This is a genomic window from Phenylobacterium sp., from assembly GCF_035309685.1.
Classification (GTDB): domain Bacteria; phylum Pseudomonadota; class Alphaproteobacteria; order Caulobacterales; family Caulobacteraceae; genus Phenylobacterium.
In genome coordinates, this window is record NZ_DATGEX010000024.1 from 60069 (window position 1) to 82067 (window position 21999).

The 21999-nt window shown below is 69.8% G+C and carries 20 protein-coding genes; 14 read left to right on the forward strand and 6 right to left on the reverse strand.

Features of this window, described 5'->3' with window-relative positions; all coding sequences use genetic code 11:
• Positions 1-417: 417 nt before the first annotated feature.
• Positions 418-1266: a hypothetical protein gene (locus VKQ35_RS07505; protein WP_324360121.1), complete on the forward strand. Its 849-nt coding sequence runs from the start codon at positions 418-420 to the stop codon at positions 1264-1266.
• 130 nt (positions 1267-1396) lie between these two features.
• On the opposite strand, the gene VKQ35_RS07510 is transcribed toward VKQ35_RS07505, so the two are convergent.
• Positions 1397-2776: an MFS transporter gene (locus VKQ35_RS07510; protein ID WP_324360123.1), complete on the reverse strand. Its 1380-nt coding sequence runs from the start codon at positions 2774-2776 to the stop codon at positions 1397-1399.
• 121 nt (positions 2777-2897) lie between these two features.
• Here VKQ35_RS07510 and VKQ35_RS07515 point away from each other — a divergent pair, with 121 nt between their 5' ends.
• The 4 genes from VKQ35_RS07515 (at position 2898) to VKQ35_RS07530 (ending at position 7372) form a co-directional block, all read left to right on the forward strand.
• A complete protein-coding gene (locus VKQ35_RS07515; protein WP_324360125.1) occupies positions 2898-3536 on the forward strand; it encodes a glutathione S-transferase in 639 nt (212 codons plus the stop codon).
• Between the two features lie 113 nt (positions 3537-3649).
• The gene (locus VKQ35_RS07520) at positions 3650-5137 is read left to right on the forward strand and encodes a sensor histidine kinase (protein ID WP_324360127.1); all 1488 of its coding nucleotides are present in this window, start codon (positions 3650-3652) and stop codon (positions 5135-5137) included.
• A gap of 16 nt (positions 5138-5153) precedes the next feature.
• Entirely contained in the window at positions 5154-5855 is a 702-nt protein-coding gene (locus VKQ35_RS07525; protein ID WP_324360129.1) for a response regulator transcription factor, read from the forward strand.
• A gap of 167 nt (positions 5856-6022) precedes the next feature.
• Positions 6023-7372 carry a M28 family metallopeptidase gene (locus tag VKQ35_RS07530; protein ID WP_324360131.1) on the forward strand — a complete coding sequence of 450 codons (1350 nt, stop codon included), beginning with the start codon at positions 6023-6025 and terminating at the stop codon, positions 7370-7372.
• A 19-nt stretch (positions 7373-7391) separates the two neighbouring features.
• Here VKQ35_RS07530 and VKQ35_RS07535 read toward each other — a convergent pair whose 3' ends face one another.
• Positions 7392-8444, reverse strand: coding sequence for a 2OG-Fe(II) oxygenase (locus tag VKQ35_RS07535; protein ID WP_324360133.1), 1053 nt, complete (start codon positions 8442-8444; stop codon positions 7392-7394).
• Positions 8445-8679: 235 nt separating this feature from the next.
• Here VKQ35_RS07535 and VKQ35_RS07540 point away from each other — a divergent pair, with 235 nt between their 5' ends.
• The 5 genes from VKQ35_RS07540 to VKQ35_RS07560 all read left to right on the forward strand — a co-directional run bounded on the left by VKQ35_RS07540 (position 8680) and on the right by VKQ35_RS07560 (position 14079).
• Positions 8680-11949, forward strand: a complete 3270-nt coding sequence (locus tag VKQ35_RS07540) for a DUF3857 domain-containing protein (RefSeq protein WP_324360135.1) — start codon at positions 8680-8682, stop codon at positions 11947-11949.
• A gap of 74 nt (positions 11950-12023) precedes the next feature.
• Positions 12024-12362 (forward strand): metalloregulator ArsR/SmtB family transcription factor, encoded by a 339-nt coding sequence (locus VKQ35_RS07545; protein WP_324360137.1) that lies wholly within the window; start codon positions 12024-12026, stop codon positions 12360-12362.
• Positions 12363-12374: 12 nt separating this feature from the next.
• Entirely contained in the window at positions 12375-12890 is a 516-nt protein-coding gene (locus VKQ35_RS07550) for an arsenate reductase ArsC (protein ID WP_324360139.1), read from the forward strand.
• A complete protein-coding gene (locus tag VKQ35_RS07555; protein ID WP_324360141.1) occupies positions 12887-13588 on the forward strand; it encodes an MIP/aquaporin family protein in 702 nt (233 codons plus the stop codon). Before VKQ35_RS07550 ends, VKQ35_RS07555 begins: the two co-directional genes overlap by 4 nt.
• A complete protein-coding gene (locus VKQ35_RS07560; RefSeq protein WP_324360143.1) occupies positions 13585-14079 on the forward strand; it encodes an arsinothricin resistance N-acetyltransferase ArsN1 family A in 495 nt (164 codons plus the stop codon). Before VKQ35_RS07555 ends, VKQ35_RS07560 begins: the two co-directional genes overlap by 4 nt.
• A gap of 7 nt (positions 14080-14086) precedes the next feature.
• On the opposite strand, the gene VKQ35_RS07565 is transcribed toward VKQ35_RS07560, so the two are convergent.
• Both VKQ35_RS07565 and VKQ35_RS07570 read right to left on the reverse strand, forming a co-directional pair.
• Positions 14087-14701: a response regulator transcription factor gene (locus VKQ35_RS07565; RefSeq protein ID WP_324360145.1), complete on the reverse strand. Its 615-nt coding sequence runs from the start codon at positions 14699-14701 to the stop codon at positions 14087-14089.
• Positions 14698-16047, reverse strand: coding sequence for a sensor histidine kinase (locus VKQ35_RS07570; RefSeq protein ID WP_324360147.1), 1350 nt, complete (start codon positions 16045-16047; stop codon positions 14698-14700). The genes VKQ35_RS07565 and VKQ35_RS07570 overlap by 4 nt, the downstream gene beginning before the upstream one ends.
• A gap of 148 nt (positions 16048-16195) precedes the next feature.
• On the opposite strand from VKQ35_RS07570, the gene VKQ35_RS07575 reads away from it, so the two are divergent.
• Positions 16196-18346 (forward strand): TonB-dependent receptor, encoded by a 2151-nt coding sequence (locus tag VKQ35_RS07575; protein ID WP_324360149.1) that lies wholly within the window; start codon positions 16196-16198, stop codon positions 18344-18346.
• 104 nt (positions 18347-18450) lie between these two features.
• Positions 18451-18951, forward strand: coding sequence for a Fur family transcriptional regulator (locus VKQ35_RS07580; protein WP_324360151.1), 501 nt, complete (start codon positions 18451-18453; stop codon positions 18949-18951).
• Positions 18952-18997: 46 nt separating this feature from the next.
• Here the strand turns inward: VKQ35_RS07580 and VKQ35_RS07585 are convergent, their stop codons facing one another.
• Positions 18998-19606: a TetR/AcrR family transcriptional regulator gene (locus VKQ35_RS07585; RefSeq protein ID WP_324360153.1), complete on the reverse strand. Its 609-nt coding sequence runs from the start codon at positions 19604-19606 to the stop codon at positions 18998-19000.
• A gap of 97 nt (positions 19607-19703) precedes the next feature.
• On the opposite strand from VKQ35_RS07585, the gene VKQ35_RS07590 reads away from it, so the two are divergent.
• Both VKQ35_RS07590 and VKQ35_RS07595 read left to right on the forward strand, forming a co-directional pair.
• Positions 19704-20504 carry an SDR family oxidoreductase gene (locus VKQ35_RS07590; protein WP_324360155.1) on the forward strand — a complete coding sequence of 267 codons (801 nt, stop codon included), beginning with the start codon at positions 19704-19706 and terminating at the stop codon, positions 20502-20504.
• A gap of 5 nt (positions 20505-20509) precedes the next feature.
• A complete protein-coding gene (locus tag VKQ35_RS07595) occupies positions 20510-21172 on the forward strand; it encodes a VC0807 family protein (protein WP_324360156.1) in 663 nt (220 codons plus the stop codon).
• Here the strand turns inward: VKQ35_RS07595 and VKQ35_RS07600 are convergent.
• Complete coding sequence (locus VKQ35_RS07600; RefSeq protein WP_324360158.1) at positions 21169-21966, reverse strand: enoyl-CoA hydratase/isomerase family protein; 798 nt, start codon at positions 21964-21966, stop codon at positions 21169-21171. The two genes, VKQ35_RS07595 and VKQ35_RS07600, sit on opposite strands and share 4 nt — an antisense overlap.
• Between the last annotated feature and the right edge of the window lie 33 nt (positions 21967-21999).

Sequence of the window (21999 nt, forward strand, 5' to 3'; positions counted from 1 at the left end):
GCATGCGTGCGCGTTTTGGATTAGCATCCGGCTAGCTGCCTGATTGCGCCTTCGGCGCGGGTGGGGGGCTTTTCTCGCCGCCGTGCGGGGGCAGCGAGCCCTGCCGGGCGTTCGGTCCTGAGATCGACAAGCAATTGTCGATCTCTCGCCTGCGGCGACCGGGCCTCACCCCTCCACCACTTCGTGGTCTAGTCTCGGCCGTGGGCCTCGGCGTTCGTTGCTGACATCGACAAATCGTTGTCGATGCCTCGCCTTCGGCGACCGCGCCTCACCCCCGCCGGGGGCAGGGGAGGTTTTGGGACCTGTCGGGCGGCTGGGATGAAACCCCCTCCGTCTCGCGGCCTTGCCGCGATCCACCTCCCCCTACGGGGAGGAACTTTGGCACTCACATCATATTCTTCTCGAAAGGAGCGTCCCATGTCTGGTGGCTGGAACCGTGGCATCCGCTGGTCGGCGGAGGTGGGGGAGGCGGTGATCGCGGGGACGCGGGCTGGGCATACGCTGGCGGAGGTCTGCGCGGGGCCGGGGATGCCGACGACGCGCTCGGTGGTGCGGTGGAGCCAACAGAAGCCGGCGTTTGGGGCGGCGATGCGGGCGGCGCGGGAGGCGGCGGGGCTGGGGTTCGGCCACGGGTTGCCGTCGACCTATGACACCGAGACGGCGGAGGCGATCTGCGCGCGGCTGTGCGTGGGGGAGCGGGTGAAGGACATCATGGCCGACCCCGACATGCCGGGCTATTCGACCTACTTCCGCTGGCAGAAGGACATCCCGGAGTTTCGGCGCGCGGTGGCGATGGCGCGGGAGATCTCCGCGCTTCGGCTGGCCGAGGAAGGCTGGGAGGCGGCGTGCGAGGTGACGCCGGAGACGGCGTTCGCGACGAAGGTGATGCTGGAGCATCTGCGCTGGTATGCGGGCAAGCTCTCGCCCAAGCGCTATGGTCCGGTCAGGCCGCGCGACGCCGGCAAGGAGGGCGGGCACACGGTGATGCACGTCTACACCAAGCGGTTCTCGACGAGCGGCGGGCCGGACGGGGAGGGGCGTTGGAGCGACGAGCCGGCGCGGCACCTCTATTCGATGATCCCGGAGGGCGATCCGAGCCCTCGGGCCGGCGAGGCGCTGCCGCCGCCCGCGGTGGTGCGCGAGCCCGCCTCGACCCAGGGGCCGGACGCGCGGGGCGAGGCGCGCGGCGGGATGATCGAGGTGGAGTACGACCCGCCGGAGGGCGGGGCGGACGAGCCGGAGGATGATTTCTGGGCGGCGCCTTGATTTTCTCGGCTCTTCCCGGCGAAAGCCGGGATCCATCGGGCGGTGACAGATGAGACGCGGCGGATGGGATTTCCCGGTCAGCTTGGGTCCCGGCTTTCGCCGGGATGAGCGGGGTTGGGTGGGCGGCGCCCTAGCTGACCATCTCTTCCCGCACGTTCCGGCGCGCCATCCAGAACAGCGGGGCGGAGACGGCGCCGAAGACGACGGAGGCGATGAGCGCCCATCTCACGCCTTCGGCGGGACCAAGGTGCAGGCCTTTGTTGAGGGCGTCGGAGAGGGCGCCGATGCACAGCGCGCCGAGGACCAGGCCCAGGAAGTTGATCACGAAGAGCATCATGGACGCGCTCATGGCGCGCATGCGCTGGGGGACCATGCCCTGGGCGCTGGCGTAGATCGGGCCGTACCAGAGGGTCCCCAGGAAATAGGTGAGGCCGAGCAGGACCAGCGCCAGGACGGCGGAGTGGGTGGCGTAGGCGGCGAGCGCGAGCGGCGCGCTGATCACCACCGAAAGCGCCGGGATCGAGCCGTAGACGCGCAGGTCCCTCGCGCCCCACTTGTCGGCGATCTGGCCGCCGGCCCAGGAGCCAAGCGCGCCGGCGACGCCGGCCAGCAGGCCCAGCGACAGGCCGACGAAGCTCTGCGGGCGCAGGTGCAGGCTGTGGGCGAGCGCGGCGACCTCCGGGCCGTGGCAGCGGTAGAAGAAGCTGGGGTTGAAGACCGCGTGGCCGTAGCCCAGGAAGGCGCGGATCCCGGCGCCGAAAGCCAGGAACCAGAAGGCGCGCTTCTTCGCCAGGTAGCGGACGGTCTCGCCGAAGGTGGCGAGCGCATGGCCGGACGCGTCGGCGGCGATCTGGGCGGCGGCGGTGAGGCGTGTGCGGGGTTCCCGAATCGTGAAGGCGCAGACGACGGCCAGGATCAGGCCGGGGACGGCGGCGACCATGAAGGCCACGCGCCAGCCGAAGTAGTCGCTGAGCACGCCGCCGATCGCCAGGCCCAGCAGCGAGCCGATGGGCGTCCCCATGGCGTAGAAGGCCAGCGCCGAGGCGCGCTTGTCCTTGGGCGTGTAGTCGGCGATGAGCGCGTGGCTGGTGGGCGTGCAGCCGGCCTCGCCGATGCCGACGCCGGCGCGGGCGGCGACCAGCTGGACGAAGTTCTGGGCGAAGCCGCAGGCGCCGGTGAAGCCGCTCCAGGCGGCGAGGCAACCGGCGATGAGGAAGCCCCGGTGGTGGCGGTCGGCGGCTCTCGCCAACGGGAAGCCCAGCAGGGTGTAGACGATCCCGAAGGCGAAGCCGGAGAGCAGGCCCAGCTGCCAGTCGGCCAGATGCAGGTCGAGCTTGATCGGCTCGGCCAGGATGTTGACCACCTGGCGGTCGAGGAAATTGATCACATAGACCAGGAGGAGGAGCCAGAGCGCGTAGCGGCGGTAGGCGGCGCCGACGGGGGCGATGGTCGGGTGCAGGGCGGCGTCATCCGCCGGCATGGCGCCGACGGTCGCGGTGATCTCGGCCATTTCGCTTCCTCGCCTGCGGCTCTGGCGGCCGCTGGCGATGACCGTCCCGCATTTAAGGCGTTGAGGAAAGCCACCTGGGGGCGCTATCGGCTCACGGGACGCGTGGAAGGAGCTTTTCGGCATGGAACTGGTGATCGGCACGAAGGCCTGGTCGACGTGGTCGATGCGGCCGTGGCTCGTCGCGAAGAAGGCCGGGGCGACGTTTACCGAGACGCTGATCCAGCTGCGCCAGGAGAACAATATGAGCGAGGCGGCGATCATCGCCCATTCGCCCAGCGGGCTGGTGCCGTTCCTGAAGGATGGCCCAAAGGACGGGGGCGTGGCGATCGGGGATTCCCTGGCGATCTGCGAGTACCTGGCGGAGACATTCCCGGACGCCGGGCTGTGGCCGACGGATGCGACCGCCCGGGCCTTCGCGCGCTCGGCGGCGGCGGAGATGCACTCCGGCTTCGCCTCGCTGCGCGGCGAGTGCCCGATGGACCTGGCGGCGCCGGTCAAGGCGGTGGAGCTGTCGCCGGCGACCGGCAAGGACATCCGGCGGATCGCGGCGCTGTGGAACGACCTGCTGGCGCGGTTCGGCGGGCCCTGGCTCGGCGGCGCGCAGTGGGGGATCGCCGACGCCATGTTCACCCCGGTGGCGACGCGGTTCCGCACCTATGGGGTCAGGCTCAGCGACTATGGCGACGCGGGCGCGGCGGGGGCGTACAGCGAGCGCCTGCTGCAGACGCCGGAGTTCAAGGCCTGGGAAGCCGGTATCTGAGCGGGACATAACGTCCGCATAGTTGGCGCAAACCCACCCGCGGATGATGTTCTGCCCTTGCCAGGGCGCGCGATTGCCCCCGAATGGGCGCGTCTGTTTCTCGAGAGCCCGCCTTGCCCCCCCGCCGCCCGATCAGACAGCCGTCCTGGATCAACCGGCTGAGCACGCCGGCGCGCTACGGTTTCGCGGTGGCGCAGCTGGCGCTTTCGACGCTCGGCGCCGAGCTCCTGGTCAAGCTGACGGGGTCGGGCAACCGGGTGGGCGGCGCCTTCCTGGTCGGCGTTCTGGTGACGTCTTATGTGGCGGGGCAGGGGCCAGGTTACCTCGCCGCCTTCAGCTCATTCCTGATCTACAACTTCTACATCCAGAGCATGAATTTCAGCCTGACCTCCTACAAGGCGGAGGATCTGCTGGTGCTGGTGACCTTCCCGACCGTGGCCATGCTGATGGGCAACCTGACGGGGCGCGTGCGCGAGGAGGCGAGGAGCGCGGAGTCGCGGGCGCTGGCCACCGCGGCGCTGTTCGAGGGCACGCGGGAGTTCTCGGCCTCGGACGACGCGGCCCTGATCCGCGCCAGGCTGGCCGACCACCTGGCGGCGGCGGCGCGGGGCCAGGCCTTCGTGCTCGACAAGGAGGTGCTGTGCCACGCCGGCGGTGAGGCGCCGACGCCGATGGTGCTGAGCGCCGCCCGCGCGCTGGCGCTGGAGGACGGCGCCCAGCCCAGGACCATCGAGGCGGCGGGCTGGCGGGTGCGCTACCTGGCGGGCGGGGCGGTCGCCGGCTGGCGCGCGGAGCCGCCGCCGGGGCCGGACGAGGAGAACCTCCTGCAGATCCTGGCCGACGCGGGCGCGGTGGCGACCGCCCGGGCCGGCCTGACCGTCGCCAAGGCCGACGCCGAGGCGCGCGCGCGGACCGAGGACCTGCGCAACGCGCTCTTGTCCTCGATCAGCCACGACCTCAGAACCCCGCTGGCCGCGGTGCTGGCCTCGGCGACCTCGCTGCAGGAGTTCGGCGACAAGTTCGACGCCAAGACCCGGCACGACCTGACGGCCACCATCCAGGAGGAGGCCGAGCGGCTGAACGCCTTCGTCACCAACCTCCTGAACATGACCCGCCTGGAATCCGGCGCGCTCGATCCCGCCAGCACCGCCTTCGACCTGGCCGAGGTGATCGACCGCACGCGCAAGCGGTTCGAGCGGCTGCGGGGCAAGCGCAGGATCGGCTGCAAGCTGGGCGAGGGCGCGGGCGTGGCGCTGGGCGACCCGGTGCTGTTCGAGGTGGCGCTGGCCAATGTGCTGGAGAACGCCATCCGCTATTCGCCCAACGGCGGGGCGATCGAGCTGGTGAGCTTCGTCAAGGACGGCCAGGTCGTGGTGCAGGTGACCGACGAGGGGCCGGGCGTGCCGGAAGCCGAGCTCGCCAACCTCTTCGACAAGTTCTATCGCGGCGCGGCGGCCAAGCGCATGCCCGGCACCGGACTGGGGCTCTCCATCGTCCGCGGCGTCATGCAGGGCATGGGGGGCAAGGCGAGCGCGGTTCTGCGCGCCGATGGCCCGAGTGGACTGGTCGTGTCGCTGGCCCTGCCGGCTGCGCGCGCCTGAGTGGAGAGCTGAGTAGATGACGGCGAACCTTGGCCGGCTCCTGATCGTCGACGACGAGCCGCAGATTCTGCGGGCGTTGACGCCGGCGCTGGCGGCGGCGGGCTTCACCGTCTCCACCGCCGACAATGGCGAGGCGGCGCTGGCGCAGCTGGCGAGCGAGCCGTCGGAGCTGGTGATCCTCGACCTTGGCCTGCCGGACATGGACGGCAAGGACGTGATCCAGCGCATCCGCGAATGGTCGGACGCGCCGATCATCGTGCTCTCGGCCCGCGACCTGGAAAGCGAGAAGATCGCCGCGCTGGACCTGGGCGCCGACGACTTCGTGAACAAGCCGGTGGGCGTCGGCGAGCTGCTGGCGCGGATGCGCGCGGTGATGCGCGGGCGCGAGCGGCGCTTCTCCGCCCAGCCGCGCTTCCAGTTCGGCGAGCTGGAGATCAATTTCCCGGCCCGCCGCGTGATGATCCAGGGCGAGGAGGTGCGGCTGACCCCGCGCGAATACCAGCTGCTGCGCATCCTGGCCGGCCACGCGGGCCAGGTGGTCACCCACCGCCAGATCATCACCGCGGTCTGGGGCACCGACACCAACGCCGACGCCCAGTTCGTGCGCGTGCTGATGGCCCAGCTGCGCCAGAAGCTGGAGCGCGACCCCTCCAGCCCCGAGCTGCTGATGACCGAGCCCGGCATCGGCTACCGGCTGACCTGCGAGGAAGAGGGCTGAACGCCTCTCCCCCGACGCGCAGCGCGGGGGGCAGGGGTCGGGAGAGGCGTTGTTCCGCAAGGTTTCCGCAAGGCGGCCGCAAGGAAAGGCCAAACACTTCGTGGCCCCGCGCGGCCAGGGTCGTCTCCAGCGTCGGGCTGTCCCGCCGCGCGGCGAGGGAGGCCAAGATGCGCGGGCTCAAAGCGATTTTCGGGTTGCTCGCGGCCGCCGCAGCGCTGGCCGGGCCTGCGCAGGCCGCGCCCTGGACCGTCAAGCGCGAGCAGGCAGCCGCCGAGGCGCGGTTCCTGGCCAGCGACGCCCTGCAGGGCCGCGGCAGCGCCACGCGCGACGAGGCCATCGCCGCGGCCTATGTGGCCGCGCAGTTCGAGGGCTTCGGCCTGACGCCGGCCCCCGGGCAGGCGGGCTTCTTCCAGACCGCCAAGGTGATCAAGCCGCGCCTGCAGGGCGAGGCGAAGGTGCGGATCGACGGGGTCGACGTGGCCGGCGCCCAGCTGCTGATCGGCCCGATGGGCGATGTGGGCGGCAAGGCGGTGGTCTTCGCCGCGGACGACGTCATGACCATGCCGGCGGCCGAGGTGGTGATCTCGACCTCGAAGGCCTCGCCGCTGACCGTCGGACAGACGGCGATGTCGAAACAGGTGAAGCTCCTGATCCTCAAGGAAAGCTTCCTGACCAAGGGCCTCTACGCCGCGCAGGGCGGGACCGACATGGCGTCGTACCTGGAGGGAACGCCGCAGGGGGTGCGGACCGCGGTCGCGACCTTGCCGGCCGAGGCGTTCGAGCGGCTGGCGGCGCATCCGGGCGCGAGCGTGGACCTGAAGCTGCCGCCGATGACCCGGGAGACGGCGATCACCACCAATGCGATCGGCTATCTTAAGGGGCGCGACCCGAAGGCCGGAACCCTGGTGGTCAGCGCGCACCTGGATCACCTGGGCGTGCGGCCGAACGGGACGATCATGCACGGCGCCAACGACGATGCGTCCGGCATGGTGGCTGTGATCGAGCTGGCCCGGGCGTTCACCGCCGGCAAGCCGCCGAAGCGCAGCATCCTGTTCATCGGCTATGGCAGCGAGGAGATCGGCAAGTACGGCTCGACCTGGTTCGCGGCCCATCCTTCAGTCCCGTTGGCCGAGATCGTCGCCGCCATCGAGTTCGAGATGGTCGGCCAGCAGGACCCGAAGCTGCCGAAGGGCGCGCTGTTCGTCACCGGCTCGGAGCGCTCGACCCTCATGGGCGCGCTGAAGGCGCACGGCGCGCCGGTCGCGCCCGACAGCGACCCGGCCCAGCACTATTTCGAGCGCAGCGACAACTGGCCGCTCGCCCAGGCCGGCGTGGTCGCCCACACGCTGGCCGGCTGGACCACGACGCCGACTTATCACCAGGCCAGCGACACCTTCGAAAGCCTCGACCTCACCTTCCTGACCGGCGCCATCCAGTCGATGGTTTCACCCCTGCGCTGGCTGGCCGACAGCGACTTCCGCCCCGCCTGGATCGCGGGCGGGCGGCCGCCGCCGTAGGCGTCGGGGGAGAGGCTTCTCAGCTCTCGGCGGTTTCGAAGGACTCGAGGTTGGCCTGGCGGATGCGTTCGCCGTCCTCGTCGAAGAGGAAGGGCAGGGTGGCGTAGCGGACGCCCTTGGTCACCGGTGTCGCCTCGTGCAGCAGCGAGCAGGAGAACACCACCGCGCCGCCGGTGGGCGGCCGGTAGGTGCGCAGGCCGTATTCGGGGAAGCACAGGTCGCCGCCCTCGAACTCCTCGGCGTTGAGATTGATCGAGCAGGCGAACTTGCGGTGCGCGGTGCCGGGCGTGGTGTTGTCGCGGTGCGGCCGGAAATAGCCGCCCTCGTTCGCCGAATAGCAGGCGACGATGTAGCGCTCGATCCGCGTGACGGTGAAACCGAAGGCCTTTTCGATCTCCGGCAGCAGGCGCAGGCGAATGCGCGCGCGGACCTCCCGCAGCAGGGCCTCGTCCTCGATGACGGCGTCGCGGCGCATCTTGAAGTCGTCGAGGGCGGCGTAGGTCTTGCCGTTGCGCGCGCGCATCACGCCGGAGGGCTCCCCGCCGTCCTGGCGGTAGACCTCGATCAGCTGGCGGCAGATCGAAGGCTCGAGAATTCGCGGCGCCATGAGGACCGGCGCGTGCATCGGGGGGCCGGCATGCAGGTCCGCCGGTCCGAACTTAACGAAATTCGCCAGGACATAGGGCCCGCGCGCAAGCGGCGCAGTGCCCAACACCCGCCTTGACGGATCGAGGACCACCCAGCAGGGGGCGAGTTCGCCCGTCTCATCCACCGCCTCATAGAGCCGACGCACTTCCCCTGCCTCATCGAGGAGCCAGCGCCAGGGCGGATCTTCGATGGCGGCCTCGAGGGAGGCGCGGTCGGGCAGGACGCCGAAGAACAGCTTTTCGTTGTCATTGAAGCGGGCGCGCTGGCTCTCGACGAGGGCGAGGGCCGCGTCCCGTTCCGGTCCCGGATAGGGCAGGAAGGCCAGCAGGATGTAGCGGCCGGCGATGTTGCCGAAGGCGAAACCCGGATTGAACTTGGAGGGCGCGGTGAAGTGCGGCGCGGGCGTTCCCTCGACAAGGCTCATCGCTGGCTTCTCCTGCGGCGCGGCGTCCAGCAGCAAGACGGCGCCGGACCCGACGCGCCCCACGTATTCTCGGACCTATTTCTGGGTTGATGACCTGATTTCTTATGTCTCGCCTATGTCTTCCGCGTCATCATCGCCGCGCCCCCGACAGGCCGGCAAAGGGCGCCGCACACACCGCACTTTCGCGCAGGCCACGTCTCAGCCTATGTTCGCGTTGGGGTTGTTGGGGGCGTGAATGCGTAAGCTCGTGTGGATGCTTGTGCTGGGCCTGTTCGGCCTGGCGGCGCCGGCGTTGGCGGCTAACGACAAGCCGCTGATAGGGCCGCCGGCGGCCTGGGTAAGGCCGACGCCGATTCCGACGCCAAAGGATGAACGCGGCGGTCCATTTCGCTCTCTGCTGAGCGATGAACAGGCCTCGTTCGGTCCCGACGGCGACGCCTACTATGTCGCCTACGCCACCCGCCTACAGACCGCCGCCGCCCTCACCGGAGGCGGATCGGTCGCCATGGCCTGGGATCCCGAGATCCAGACGCTGACCGTCCACAAGGTGCGGATCCTTCGCGGTGACACGGTCATCGATGTGCTGGCCAAGCAGTCGTTCACGGTCCTGCGGCGCGAGACCAAGCTCGAGTGGGCGCAACTCGACGGAACGCTGACGGCGACCCTGCAGGTCGAAGGCCTGCAGGTGGGCGACATCCTGGACGTCGCCTACACCTCCACCGACCACGATCCGGCGATGCAGGGACGCTCGAACCTGGTCTTCGACTGGCCGAAATATGCGGTCGACCGGGCCGTCGTGCGCGCCACCTGGGCCGCGCCGAAAACGATGCAATGGAAGGTCGCCGGCGGCCAGGAGGCGCCGACGATCACCCGCAAGGGCGGGGTGACCGAACTGGTCATCGATCGCTCGAATGTGCAGACGTTCCATCCTCCGGCGGGCGCGCCCCGGCGCTACAGCGACGGGCCGCAGCTTGAGCTCACCGAGTTCAAGACCTGGGCGGATGCGAGCGCGCTGATGCGGCCGCTCTATGACCGGGCAAGCCAACTCCAGCCGGACTCGCCCCTGAAGGCCGAGGTCGCGAAAATCCGCTCCGCCTCCAGCGACCCGAAGGTCCAGGCGGGGGCCGCGCTGTCGCTGGTGGAGAGCCAGGTCCGCTATCTGTACCTGGGCATGAAGGACGGCGGTTATGTGCCCGCCGACGCCGACCTCACCTGGAGCCGCCGCTTCGGCGACTGCAAAGGGAAGACCGTGCTGCTGCTGGCGCTCCTGCACGAACTGGGGATCGAGGCGGAGCCGGCTCTGGTCAGCACCTTCGACGGCGACGGCCTGGACGCGCGGCTGCCGACGCTCGCGCGCTTCGACCATGTGATGGTGCGCGCGGTGATCGCGGGAAAGACCTACTGGCTGGACGGGACACGGACCGACGACCGCGATCTCGACCGGCTGAAGATTCCGAACTTCCACTGGAGCCTGCCGGAGCGGCCGGCCGGGGCTGTCCTGGTCAAGCTCGATCCGCCGCCGGCCGAACAGCCCGAACTCGCCTCGATCCTCAGCGTCGACGCCTCGGCCGGGCTCGATGCGCCCGCGGTCATCCATGCCGAGGAGGTGGCGCGCGGCGATACCGCGCGGGCGTTGAACATGGCCATGTCAAGTCTGAGCGCGACCGACCGCGACAAGGCGCTGCGGGACAGTTTCACGAAGACCTACCCCAAGATCGTCATCACCGGCGTCAGCGTGACGATGGACGCGCAGACCGACGAGTACCGGATGATCATCGACGGCAAGACGCCGCTGGAATGGAAGCCGCCGAGCAACATCGGCTACCGCTTCCTGACGATGAAGGACGGCGAACTGGGCTGGACCCAGGAGTTCAAACGCGATCCCGGACCGATGGCCGATGCGCCCTACGCCGCAATTTGCGGGCCTTACACCTTGGTCAAGGAGACCGTCGTCCTGCCGCGGGGCGGAGCGGGCTTCAGCTTCCCGGCGCCGGACGTGGATCAGCAGGTCGCGGGCTGCGCATTGTCGCGCCATTCGCACCTCGAAAAGGGCGTCCTGACCATGGAGCGGTCGAGCCGGACCGTGACCTCCGAGTTCCCGGCGTCCGAGGCGGCGGCGGCGAACAAGACGCTCGCCGAACTGGCCAAGACCCAGGTCTTCCTGCGCTCGCCGCCGAACTACGTGGCGACGGACTCCGACATCGCCGTGATGGCGGCCACGGAACCGACCACGACCGCCGGCTACATCAACCGCGGCAACAGCTATTCGGCACGCCGCGAGTACAATCTGGCCATCGCCGACTACGCGAAGGCCATTGCGCTGAACCCCAAGGATTCCGCGGCCATCGCCGATCGCGGACTAGCCTACCTTCAGCAGAACAAGGACGACCTGGCGAGGGCCGATCTGGAGGCCGCCGCCAAGCTGAACCCGCGGGATGTGGCCGCCGTCCACGGCCAGGGGCTATTGGCGATTCGGGCCTACCGCTACCGGGACGCGATTGCGAACTTCAGCCGCGCGGTGGACCTGAAGGCCGACAATACCTATGCCCTGAACCTTCGCGCCAACCTCTATATCGAGGTCGGCGAATACGATCACGCCCTTGCCGACCTCGATGAGCTGCTCCGGATCGTCCCCGGAAACCCTGAGACGCACCTGCGCAAGTCGCGCCTCCTGGCCGCGCAGGGCGATCGCAAGGCCGCCGCGGCGGAGACCGAAGCGGCGCTGAAGATCGATCCGGCGAATCTGAATGCGCAGATCCTGCACGGCGGCGAGCTGATCCAGGCCGGGCAGCGGGCGGAGGGCATGGCGGTGCTGGCGTCCGCGATCGCGGCCCATCCCACGGCGGGGGCCTACCTCGCCCGCGCGGGCAGCCGCGAGCGGTCGGACCGTAGCGGCCGGCGGGCGGATATCGAGGCGGCGCTGAAGGCCGATCCGAAGTCGACCAGCGCTCAGATGCTGCTGGCCGATGTGCGCTCGGAGGCCGGCGCCCATGCCGAGGCGATCGCCAGCCTCACCGCCGGCCTGAAGGCGAACCCGGGCAACGAGTCGCTGCTTCTGGGCCGCGCCAGGGCCTACGCCCGATCCGGCGACATCAAGAGCGCCGACAGCGACCTGAAAGAGATCGAGGGCAAGGAGGCGGCCAACCCGGGGATGCTCAACAACCTCTGCTTCACCCGCGCCACCTACGGCGTCGAGCTGACGCAGGCGCTGACCGACTGCGACCGCTCGCTGGCGATCAATCCGACCAGCCCGGCGACCCTGGACAGCCGGGCGTTCGTCCTGTTGCGCCTGGGCCGGCTGGAGGAAGCCGTCACCGCCTACGACGCCGCCCTGAAGTTGCGGCCCGAATTGTCGTCGTCGCTCTATGGGCGCGGCGTCGCCAAGGCGCGCCTGCAACGTACAAAAGAGGGCGAGGCCGACATGGCGGCCGGGAAGGCGATTTCACCCGAGATCGCCGAAACCTTCGCCGAGTGGGGCGTGCCGGCACCAGCCGCCGGGGCCTAGGCGCGGGATTTCGGCGCAGGCCGCATCAAGCCGTAAGCCTTGACGACGCCCAACAATTCCATAATCGTTGAATTATGGAATCAAGCCTGGCCATCAAACGCCTCTCCGCCCTGGCCCAGCCTTCGCGCCTGGCGGTGTTTCGCCTGCTCGTGAAGGCCGGGCCTGAAGGGGTGGCGGCCGGAGAGATCGCCCGGCTGCTCAGCATCACCAGCAACACGCTCTCGGCGCAGCTCAATGTGCTGACCAACGCCGGGCTCATCTCGAACCGGCGCGACGGGCGCTCGATCATTTACGCGGCGAACTACGATGGGATGGGCGAGCTCTTGGTCTACCTCATGGAAGACTGCTGCCAGGGCCGCCCCGAGGTCTGCGCGCCGCTCGGCGCCGCCGCCTCGCGTGCGGCCTGCTGCTAGGGAGCGCGCGAAATGTCGGATCAGCCGCACGAAGTTCTCTTCCTCTGCACCGGCAACTCCGCGCGTTCGATCCTGGCTGAGAGCCTCCTCAACCGAGCCGGCGAGGGCCGCTTCAAAGCCTATTCGGCGGGTTCGATGCCGACGGGAAAGGTCAACCCCTTCGCGCTTCGACTGCTCGAGAGCCTCCGCTATCCCACAGACGGGCTTCGCTCGAAGAGCTGGGACGAGTTCGCCAGGGATGGCGCGCCGGCGTTCGATTTCATCATCACGGTTTGCGACAATGCGGCGGGCGAGGTCTGCCCGATCTGGCCGGGCAAGCCGATGCGCGCGCATTGGGGCGTCGCCGATCCGGCGGCGGTTACGGGATCGGACAGCGAAATCGCCCTGGCGTTCGCCGACGCCTACCGGATGCTGAGCAACCGCGTGACCCTGTTCGTCAACCTGCCGTTCGAGACGCTCGACCGCATGTCGTTGAAGCAGCGCCTGGACGACATCGGCCAGACCGACGGCGCGCCGCAGCCCGCATGAGCGACGCCAGCCCGGAGCCGCCGCTCGAAGCCTTCGGCCTGCCGCGACGCCTGGCCGCCGAGGCGCTCGGCACGGCCTTGCTGCTCGCCATCGTCATCGGCTCCGGGATCATGGGCGACCGGCTGGCGGGCGGGAACGCGGCCATCGCGCTGCTCGGCAATACGCTGGCGACCGGCGCGGGCCTGGTGGTGCTGATCACCATTTTCGGGCCGCTGTCGGGCGCGCACTTCAACCCCGCGGTGACGCTCCTGTTCGTGGCCCGGCGGGAGATCGGATGGCCGGCGGCCTTGGCCTATATCGCCGCGCAAAGCCTTGGCGCGGTGTTGGGCGTGTGGACGGCGCACGCCATGTTCGCCGAGCCGATCCTGCAGATCTCGACGAAGCTTCGCGACGGGCCGGCGCAGATGTTTTCGGAAGCCGTGGCGACGTTCGGATTGATCGGCGCGATCCTGGGCTCGATCCGCTTCCGGCCCGAGGCGACGCCCTTGGCGGTCGGGCTCTACATCACCTGCGCCTATTGGTTCACGGCCTCGACCTCCTTCGCCAATCCGGCGGTGACCGTGGCCCGCTCGCTCAGCAATACGTTCGCGGGTATCGCGCCAAGCTCCGCGCCAGGGTTCATCGTCGCGCAGCTGGCCGGCGCGGCCGCGGGCGCGCTGGTGTTCGGTTGGCTTCTACGCGAGAGGCAAGGACGATGATGCAGGCAAGGCCCGCGCGCCCGGAAGACGCCGCGGCGATCACCGCCATCTATAACCAGGGCATCGAAGACCGGATCGCGACCTTCGAGACCGAACCCAGGCAGGTCGCCGACATCGAAGCCTGGTTCGCGCACGCCAAGGCGTTCGTGGCCGTGGAGGCCGGCGGCGAGGTGGTCGCCTACGCGGTGGCCCATCCCTATGCCGACCGCTGCTGCTACAGCGGGATCGGCGAGTTCTCGGTCTATGTGGCGCGCGGCTGGCGCGGCCAGGGCGCGGGGGCCGTGGCGATGGCGGCGCTCACCGCGGCGGCGCGGGACGCCGGGCTTTGGAAGCTATTGTCGCGGGTGTTTCCGCAGAACCGCGCCAGCCTCAAGCTGATGGCGCGCTGCGGCTTCAAGGAAATCGGCGTCCACGAAAAACACGGCAAGCTCGAGGGCGTCTGGATGGACACGGTCATCGTGGAACGGCTGATCCCCGAGAACATCGACTGAACCGCGGTCACGACACCCCGGCTTCGAGCGCCAGGCGCAGGAGGTCGGCGGTCTTGGTGACGCCGAGCTTGGTTTTGATCAGGCTGCAGTTGTTGGCGATGGTCTTGTAGCCGAGGCCGAGCGCCTCGGCGATCTCGCTCAAGGAGCGGCCGGCGGCGAGGTGGCGCAGGATCTCCAGGTCGCGGGGCGCGAGCTGGGCCAGGGATGCGGTCGGGACCTGGGAGTGCAGGATCAGCGCCTGGGCCAGTTCCTGCTCCACGTAGCGGCCGCCGCCGCCGACCTGGCGGATGGCGGTCAGCAGCTCCTCCGGCGAGGCGTTCTTGCTGACGTAGCCCTGGGCGCCGGCCTCCAGCGCGCGGGTCACATAGATCGGCTCGGCGTGCATGGAGAGCACCAGGATCGGCATGGCGCCCAGCTGGCGCAGACGGGCGAGCAGCTCCAGGCCGCCGAGCTCGGGCAGGTTGAGGTCCAGCACGATCATGTCGAGGTCGTGGGCGCGCGCGATGGCCAGGCTCTCGCGGCCGGTCTTGGCCTCCAGGATCTCGGCGTTGGAGACCATGGCGAGCAGCTTGCGCAGGCCGGTGCGCACGATGGCGTGGTCGTCGACCAGCATGATCTTCATGCGGCGGCCTGCTGCGGTATCGGCGCGCCGTCGAGGCCAAGACGCGCTGTGGTGGTCCAGCCCCCTTCCGGATCGGGGCCGAAGGTCAGCGTCCCGCCGGCGGCGGCGACGCGCTCGCCCATGCCGACCAGGCCAAAGCCCCCGACCGCGGAGGGCTGGGCGCGGCCGACGCCGTCGTCGGCCACGCAGACGGTGAGGATCGCGCCCTCGTCGAGGGCGAGCGCGATGGCGATGGTCTGCGGGTCGCCGTGGCGCACGGCGTTGTTGGCCGCCTCCTGCACCACCCGGTAGGCCACGTCCTTGATCGCCTCGGAGAGCCGGCCCTCGTCCTCCAGCAGGGTGAGGCGGAAGGCGACGTCGGGCCTTCGCTGCGACCAGAAGCCGACCAGATCGCGGATGGCGGCGTTGAGGCCCAGCTCAGTGATCCGCGCGGGCCGCAGGCGGCTCAGCAGGTCGCGGACCTGGCGCTGCATGTGGGCGACGGCGGCCTGGATGGCGCGGACGTGCTCGGGGACCGCCTCGTGGCGGCCAAGCTCGCCGAGCTGGGCGATCATCTGCGCGTCCATGTTCACCGCGAACAGGTGCGGGCCGATGTCGTCGTGCAGGTCGCGGGCGATGTCGGCGCGCTCCTCCTCCTGGATGGTCAGGAGCTGGTCGCCGAGCAGGCGGTTGCGCTCGGTGGTGGCGGCGAGCTCGGCGGCCATGCGGTTGAAGCCGCGCTGCAGACCCAAGAGCTCGGTGGGGCCGCGCTCGGCGACCCGGCCGGAATAGTCGCCGGCCCCGACCCGGGCGAACTGGCCGGCCAGCGCGCGCAACGGCCGGAAGGCGGCGCTGATCGCCAGATAGACCAGGACGAGGCCGAACGCCGCCGAGCCCGAGAGGACGGCGACGATGCCGATGAACTCGCGCCAGGCGGCGGAGACGTCGATCCCCGCGGTGGGCGTGAGCACGATGGCGCGGAAGCCGGCCGCGGCGCCGGGGACGGCGATCTCCACCGGCGGCGGCGTCGCGCCCAGCAGGCGGGCGAACCAGGGCGGGGCCGGGCGGTCGGGCGGGCGGGTGTGCGAGGCGAGCGCGGGCCGGCCGGCGGCGTCCAGCAGGCTCGCGCGCACATGGCGGTTGCCGTCGAAGGTGGCGATCAGCTGGCGCAGGTCGCGGTCGGGGTGGTCGGAGTGGGGCAGGTCCTCGAAGGCGCTGGCCACCGTCTGGCGCGCGCCGCCCAGCCCCGCCGCCAGCTCGCCGCTCAGCGCCTGGCGGGCCTCGTAGCCGGCCACGACCATGCCCAACGCCATGCTGACCGCCAGCACGGCTGCGATGAGGGCGACGACGCGGGCGCGGAGCGACATTCTGTTATATTATCACAGCGTCGGCGGCTGCGGCCGGCCGCGCGAAAAATCGGGAATGAGTTCCCGGAAATTTCGGGAACGCGCGGCATGGCGGCGCTTCGGCGGCGCGCCTATCGCCTCCCTGTTAGATTGTAACAGGGACCCCCACATGATCCGGACCGCCTCACGGCGCGCGCTTCTCGCCGCGTCAGCCAGCCTGTTTTCGCTCGTGGCCGTTCCGGCCTTCGCTCAGACCACGGCGGCGCCCGCGCCGGCCGCCTCAAGTCAGACGGGGGGCCAGGTCTCTGAAATCGTGGTCACCGCCCAACGGCTGGACGCGGCGCGGTCCGAGGTCGAGCCGGCGCTTGGCGCGACGACCTATTCCATGCCGGAAGCCTTCATCAACAACCTGCCCTCCGGCGCCAACGTGCAGCTGAACCAGGTGATCCTGCAGGCGCCGGGCGTGGCGCAGGACAGCTTCGGCCAGCTGCACATCCGCGGCGATCACGGCAACATCCAGTACCGGCTGAACAACGTGATCCTGCCGGAGGGCCTGCAGGTGTTCGGCCAGTCCCTGTCGCCAAGGCTCGCGGCCAACGTCGACCTGATCACCGGCGCCCTGCCGGCCCAGTACGGCATGCGCGACGCCGGCATCGTCAACATCACCACCAAGAGCGGCTTCAAGAACGGCGGCGAGGTCGGGGTCTATGGCGGCAGCCACGGGCTGATTGAGCCCTCGATCGAATATGGCGGCTCGTCGGGCGCCACCAGCGGCTTCTTCTCCGGCAGCTACACCGGGACCGACGTCGGCATCGAGAGCGTCGACGGGCGGGGCACGCCGCTGCACGATCATTCCGACCAGTACCAGGCGTTCGGCTACCTCGATCACATCCTGGACGCCCAGAGCCGGGTCTCGTTTATCGCCGGCACCTCGCAGTCAAACTTCCAGATTCCCAACCCCTCTGGCCTGCACCCCGACGGGGGCTTCAGCCTGAACGGCGTCACGGATTTCCTCTCAGACAAGCTGAACGAACGGCAGCGGGAAGGCACCAGCTACGGCATCGCCACCTACCAGTTCACCACCGAGAAATTCACCGGCCAGGCCTCGGTCTTCACCCGCTACTCGGAGCTGCGGTTCACGCCCGACGTCACGGGCGATCTGCTGTTCAACGGCATCGCCCAGCGGGCGACCAAGACCGACCTGTCGTTCGGGACGCAGCTGGAGGGGGTCTACAAGCTCACCGACGCGCACACGATCCGCGGCGGGGTGATCATCTCCACCGACCACACCACCAGCAAGACCAGCTCCCAGGTCTTCGCCCTGGACGACATGGGCAATCAGATCGGTCCGGGGGCCGAGACGATCATCGACAACAGCAAGGCCGACCAGCAGACCTATTCGGCCTACCTGCAGGACGAGTGGAAGCCGTTCGAGAGCCTGACCGTCAACTACGGCCTGCGCTTCGACCAGTTGGAGTCCTTCCGCAAGGAGAACCAGCTGTCGCCGCGGGTGAACCTCGTCTGGACGCCAATGGAGGGGACGACCTTCCACGCCGGCTACGCGCGCTACTTCTCGCCGCCGCCGTTCGAACTGGTCGCCTCGACGTCCTTCCTGAAGTTCGTCGGCACCAGCGCCGAGGCGCTGGGGACTCAGAACGACCTGCCCAAGACCGAACGCGACAACTACTTCGACGCGGGCGTGCAGCAGAAGATCGGCGGCCTGACCCTGGGCGTCGACGCCTATGACAAACAGGCCAAGAACCTGATCGACGAGGGCCAGTTCGGTGCTCCGATCATCCTGACGCCGTTCAACTATCGCGTCGGCTACGCCCGCGGCGTCGAGTTCAGCGCCAACTATGTGGCCGGGCCCCTCAGCGCCTACGGCAACTTCGCGATCAGCCGGGCCCAGGGCAAGGACATCATCTCCAGCCAGTTCAACTTCGACCCGGGCGACCTGGCGTTCATCCAGAACCACTTCATCTTCCTGGACCACGACCAGACCTATTCAGCCTCGGCGGGCGTCGCTTACAGGTTCGAAGAGGGCACGCGGGTGTCGGCGGACCTGATCTACGGCTCGGGCCTGCGGCTGACGCCCGATGGCGCGCCGCCGAACAGCGGGCACGTGGCGGGCTACACCCAGGTCAATCTGAGCGCGGCGCACGAATTCCAGATGGCCGGAGGGCCGCTGACCGTCCGGGCCGACATCATCAACCTGTTCGACAAGGAATATGAGATCCGCGACGGCACCGGCGTCGGCGTCGGCGCGCCGCAGTTCGGGCCGCGGCGCGGGTTCTACGCGGGCGTGAGCAAGGCGTTCTAAGACGGCGCCGCCTGCGGCCGGCGCGGAGACATCCCTGGGCGGCCGGGCCGATGGCCGGCCGTCCGCAGATTCCGCATCGATGCGCGGCGCCTGGAAAGCGGGACATGAAGACCCAGTGCAGCCATGCACACGCCATGCCGGCGCGTCTGGAAGGTCGGGCGCTGAAGCAGGCCTTGGCGGCCGCCGACAAGGCGTGTGCAGAGCTCAGCGAATGGTTTACGCCGCCCAGACGCCGCGTCCTGGAACTGCTGCTGACGTCTGGCGCGCCAAACAAGGCCTACGATCTGATCGGGGCCTACCACGGCGACGGCCGCGCCGTGTCGCCGACGACCGTTTACCGCTCGCTCGAGTTCCTCGAACGCATGGGCTTCGTCCATCGCCTGGAATCCATCAATGCCTACATCGCCTGCCCCCCGGAGCGGCGCGGACACGCCGCGGGCTTCCTGATCTGCGAATGCTGCGGCGGCGCCGAGGCGTTCGAGCCGGACCTGAGGTCCGAGCGGGCGGCGGCCACATCCGCCGGCTTCAAGATCAATAGAGTCACTTTCGAAGCCCAGGGCGTCTGCCGCAACTGCCGCCAGGGCGAACCTTCGCCGACCCCGTGACCATGGCGTTCGGCGTCATCTTCGAGGTCAGCCGGTTGCTATCCGCCTAGGGCGCTATCCCCTTCAGGAAGATGCGGGTCACGCGCTCGGCGTGGGCGGCGATCATCTGCTCGGTGAGGGCTTCGATCTGGCCGGTCCCCAGCCGCATCAGCCATTCGCCCTCGGCCATGGCCACGAACAGCGAGACCAGTTCGAAGGGGTCGTCGTCGAAGGCGATCAGGCCCTGGTCGCGGCAGCGCAGCAGGTAGGCGACGAAGCGGCCGCGCTCCTCGGCGATGGTCTGGCCGACCAGACGCAGCGCCTTGTCGCTGGAGTCGCCGACGCCCATCGCCTGGTTCAAGGGCGCCATGGCCAGCATGAAGCGGATGGTGTCCTCAGCCACGATCGGCAGGACCACGGCCGGCGCGGGGTCCTGGGCGGCGACCGCGCCGACCCGGCCGACCATACCGGCGAGGCGGGACTCGAAGACCGTGTTGAACAGGGTCTCCTTGTTCTCGAACCAGGCGTAGAGCGTCTCCTTCGAGGCCTGGGCGCGGCGCGCGATGGCGGCCATGCTGGCGCCGGCGTAGCCCTTGGCGGTGAACTCGGCGAAGGCGGCGTCGAGGATTTCCCGGCGGCGCTCATCCTTGGCCGTGGCTGGAGCCCCTTCGCTCATCGTCGCTCTCCCGCGATCTGAAGTCCCTTGCATACAGCAGCGCGCGGCGCTATCAAGCCGTACCGAACGGTTCGGTACGGATACTTGAGGTTGAGACATGCCAAGTGAAGCGGGGGCGCACGAGGGCCGGACCTATGCGGTGACCGGAGCCGCCTCCGGCATCGGGGCCGCGACGGCGGCCTGGCTGCGGGCCCGAGGCGGGCGCGTGATCGCCTGCGACCTGAAAGACGGCGACGTGGCCGCCGACCTCGCGACGGAAGACGGCCGCGCCGCGCTGGTGACGGGCGTCGCGCGCCTGGCGGACGGGCGGCTGGACGGCGTGGTCGCCAACGCCGGCGGCGGACCGGCGGAGACCATGATCGCGCTCAACTTCTTCGGGACGGTGGCGACGCTGGAGGGCCTGCGCCCCCTGTTGGCGAAGAGCGAGGCGCCGCGGGCGGTGGCGATCTCCTCGGTGAGCTGCCTGGCGCCCGGCGAGGCCGAGGTGATCGAGGCCTGCCTTGGCCTGGACGAGGCGGCGGCGGATGCCGCGGTGGCCGGCGTCCTGGCGCGCGGCCAGTCAGGGCTGGAGCTCTATGGCAGCGCCAAGCGGGCGCTGAACCGCTGGGCGCGGCGGGCGGCGGTGTCGCAGCCGTGGGCGGGCGCGGGCGTGATCCTGAACGTCGTCGCGCCGGGCGTGATCGACACGCCGGCGGCGGCCTGGATCCTGTCGAGCGAAGAGGGCCGCGCGGAGATGGCCAGGCGCACGCCGCTGCCCACCGCGCGCCCGGCGCCGGCGTCCGCGCTGGCGGCGCTGGCGGCCTGGTGCGTCGGCCGGGACAACGGGCTGATGACCGGACAGATCTTGTTTGCCGACGGAGGTATGGAATGTCGTATGCGGGGAGACTTGGCGTGGTGAGCCCGATGGCGACGAAGCGCGACATGGCGCTGGCCTGGCTCCGCGCCAACGGGGTCAAGGCTGCGGCGGAAGTGGCGGTGAACTTCGCGCTGCCGTTCCTGATCTACAGCTCCTTCAAGGCGAGCCTTGGCGACGTCCGCGCCCTGATGCTGGCCTCGGCGCCGCCGACCCTGTGGTCGGTCTGGGAGTTCATCCGCCTGCGCAAGGTTGACGCCCTGTCGGTCCTGGTGTTGGCCGGGATCGTGCTGTCGCTGCTGGCCTTCGCCGGGGGTGGCGGGGTCAAGGCGCTGCAGCTGCGCGAGAATCTGGTGGCCGGGCTGGTGGGCCTGATCTTCCTGGGCTCAGCGGCGATCGGCAAGCCGCTGATCTATCAACTGGCCCGCGCCGCCACGCGCCGCCAGTCGGCGGACAAGGCGGCCTTCATCGAGGCGCTGGGCGAGGACGCGCGCTTCCGCCAGACGATGATGACCGCGACGCTGGTCTGGGGCTTCGGCCTGACGGCGATCTGCGCCGGCTGCTGCGCGCTGGTCTTCTCGCTGTCGATCAAGCTCTACATGCTGGTCAGCGGACCGTTCAGCTATGGCGGCATGGGCCTGCTGACCCTGTGGACCTACTGGTACGTGCGGCGCTCGGCGCTGGCGAAGGTGGGGCGCGCGGGCGAGCCCTAGCGCCCCTGGAACACCGGCTTGCGCTTTTCGAGGAAGGCGCGGCGCGCTTCCTGGCCGTCCTCGCTGCCGAAGGCCTTGCGGATGTTGGAGACCTCGTAGCGGAGCTGGCTCTCCAGGTCGGGGCTCTCGTAGGAGCGGACCATGCCCCGCTTGAGCAGGCGCAGGGTGATCGGCGACCAGTCGCAGAGCGACTGGCAATAGTCCGCCAGGCGGGCGGCGAACTTGTCGTCGTCCACGGCCTCGCCGGCCATGCCCCAGGCCACCGCCTCGTCGCCGACGAGCGTGCGGTTCTCCATCATGAAACGCATGGCCTTCTCGTAGCCCATGGCCTGCGGGAGCGTGATGGTCAGGCCGGCGTCCGGCGAGCCGCCGATGCGGGTGTAGCCGGCCATCAGCCGCGCCGACCGCGCGATCAGGCGCACGTCGGTGGCCATGGCCAGGCCCAGGCCCGCGCCGACCGCGACGCCGTTGACGCCGCCGACCACGGGCTTGTCGCAGCGCTTGCGGATCGAGAGCAGGAAGTTGCCCACCCAGCCGATGTCGTCGAGCTGCGCGGCCATGGCGGTCTGCGGCGTATAGGGCTCTGCCCCCGGCGACAGGTCCAGGCCCGCGCAGAAGGCGTCGCCCGAGCCGGTGATCGCCACCACCCAGACGTTGTCGTCGGCGGCCGCGGCGTCGACCGCCTCGATCACGCCCCAGGCCAGCGCCTGGCTGAGCGCGTTCTTCTTCTCCGCCCGGTTGAGCGTGATGGTGCGGACGTGGCCCGCGTCATGGGTGGTGACGAGTGCGGTCATGGCGGCGTTCCTGGCGTTTGGGCTTCGAGCGTC

Coding starts and splice junctions, on each gene's coding strand:
- VKQ35_RS07505 (WP_324360121.1), top strand. CDS start 418: ATGTCTGGTGGCTGGAACCGTGGCATCCGCTGGTCGGCGGAGGTGGGG.
- VKQ35_RS07510 (WP_324360123.1), bottom strand. CDS start 2,776: ATGGCCGAGATCACCGCGACCGTCGGCGCCATGCCGGCGGATGACGCC.
- VKQ35_RS07515 (WP_324360125.1), top strand. CDS start 2,898: ATGGAACTGGTGATCGGCACGAAGGCCTGGTCGACGTGGTCGATGCGG.
- VKQ35_RS07525 (WP_324360129.1), top strand. CDS start 5,154: ATGACGGCGAACCTTGGCCGGCTCCTGATCGTCGACGACGAGCCGCAG.
- VKQ35_RS07530 (WP_324360131.1), top strand. CDS start 6,023: ATGCGCGGGCTCAAAGCGATTTTCGGGTTGCTCGCGGCCGCCGCAGCG.
- VKQ35_RS07535 (WP_324360133.1), bottom strand. CDS start 8,444: ATGAGCCTTGTCGAGGGAACGCCCGCGCCGCACTTCACCGCGCCCTCC.
- VKQ35_RS07540 (WP_324360135.1), top strand. CDS start 8,680: ATGCGTAAGCTCGTGTGGATGCTTGTGCTGGGCCTGTTCGGCCTGGCG.
- VKQ35_RS07545 (WP_324360137.1), top strand. CDS start 12,024: ATGGAATCAAGCCTGGCCATCAAACGCCTCTCCGCCCTGGCCCAGCCT.
- VKQ35_RS07550 (WP_324360139.1), top strand. CDS start 12,375: ATGTCGGATCAGCCGCACGAAGTTCTCTTCCTCTGCACCGGCAACTCC.
- VKQ35_RS07555 (WP_324360141.1), top strand. CDS start 12,887: ATGAGCGACGCCAGCCCGGAGCCGCCGCTCGAAGCCTTCGGCCTGCCG.
- VKQ35_RS07560 (WP_324360143.1), top strand. CDS start 13,585: ATGATGCAGGCAAGGCCCGCGCGCCCGGAAGACGCCGCGGCGATCACC.
- VKQ35_RS07565 (WP_324360145.1), bottom strand. CDS start 14,701: ATGAAGATCATGCTGGTCGACGACCACGCCATCGTGCGCACCGGCCTG.
- VKQ35_RS07570 (WP_324360147.1), bottom strand. CDS start 16,047: ATGTCGCTCCGCGCCCGCGTCGTCGCCCTCATCGCAGCCGTGCTGGCG.
- VKQ35_RS07575 (WP_324360149.1), top strand. CDS start 16,196: ATGATCCGGACCGCCTCACGGCGCGCGCTTCTCGCCGCGTCAGCCAGC.
- VKQ35_RS07580 (WP_324360151.1), top strand. CDS start 18,451: ATGAAGACCCAGTGCAGCCATGCACACGCCATGCCGGCGCGTCTGGAA.
- VKQ35_RS07585 (WP_324360153.1), bottom strand. CDS start 19,606: ATGAGCGAAGGGGCTCCAGCCACGGCCAAGGATGAGCGCCGCCGGGAA.
- VKQ35_RS07590 (WP_324360155.1), top strand. CDS start 19,704: ATGCCAAGTGAAGCGGGGGCGCACGAGGGCCGGACCTATGCGGTGACC.
- VKQ35_RS07595 (WP_324360156.1), top strand. CDS start 20,510: ATGGCGACGAAGCGCGACATGGCGCTGGCCTGGCTCCGCGCCAACGGG.
- VKQ35_RS07600 (WP_324360158.1), bottom strand. CDS start 21,966: ATGACCGCACTCGTCACCACCCATGACGCGGGCCACGTCCGCACCATC.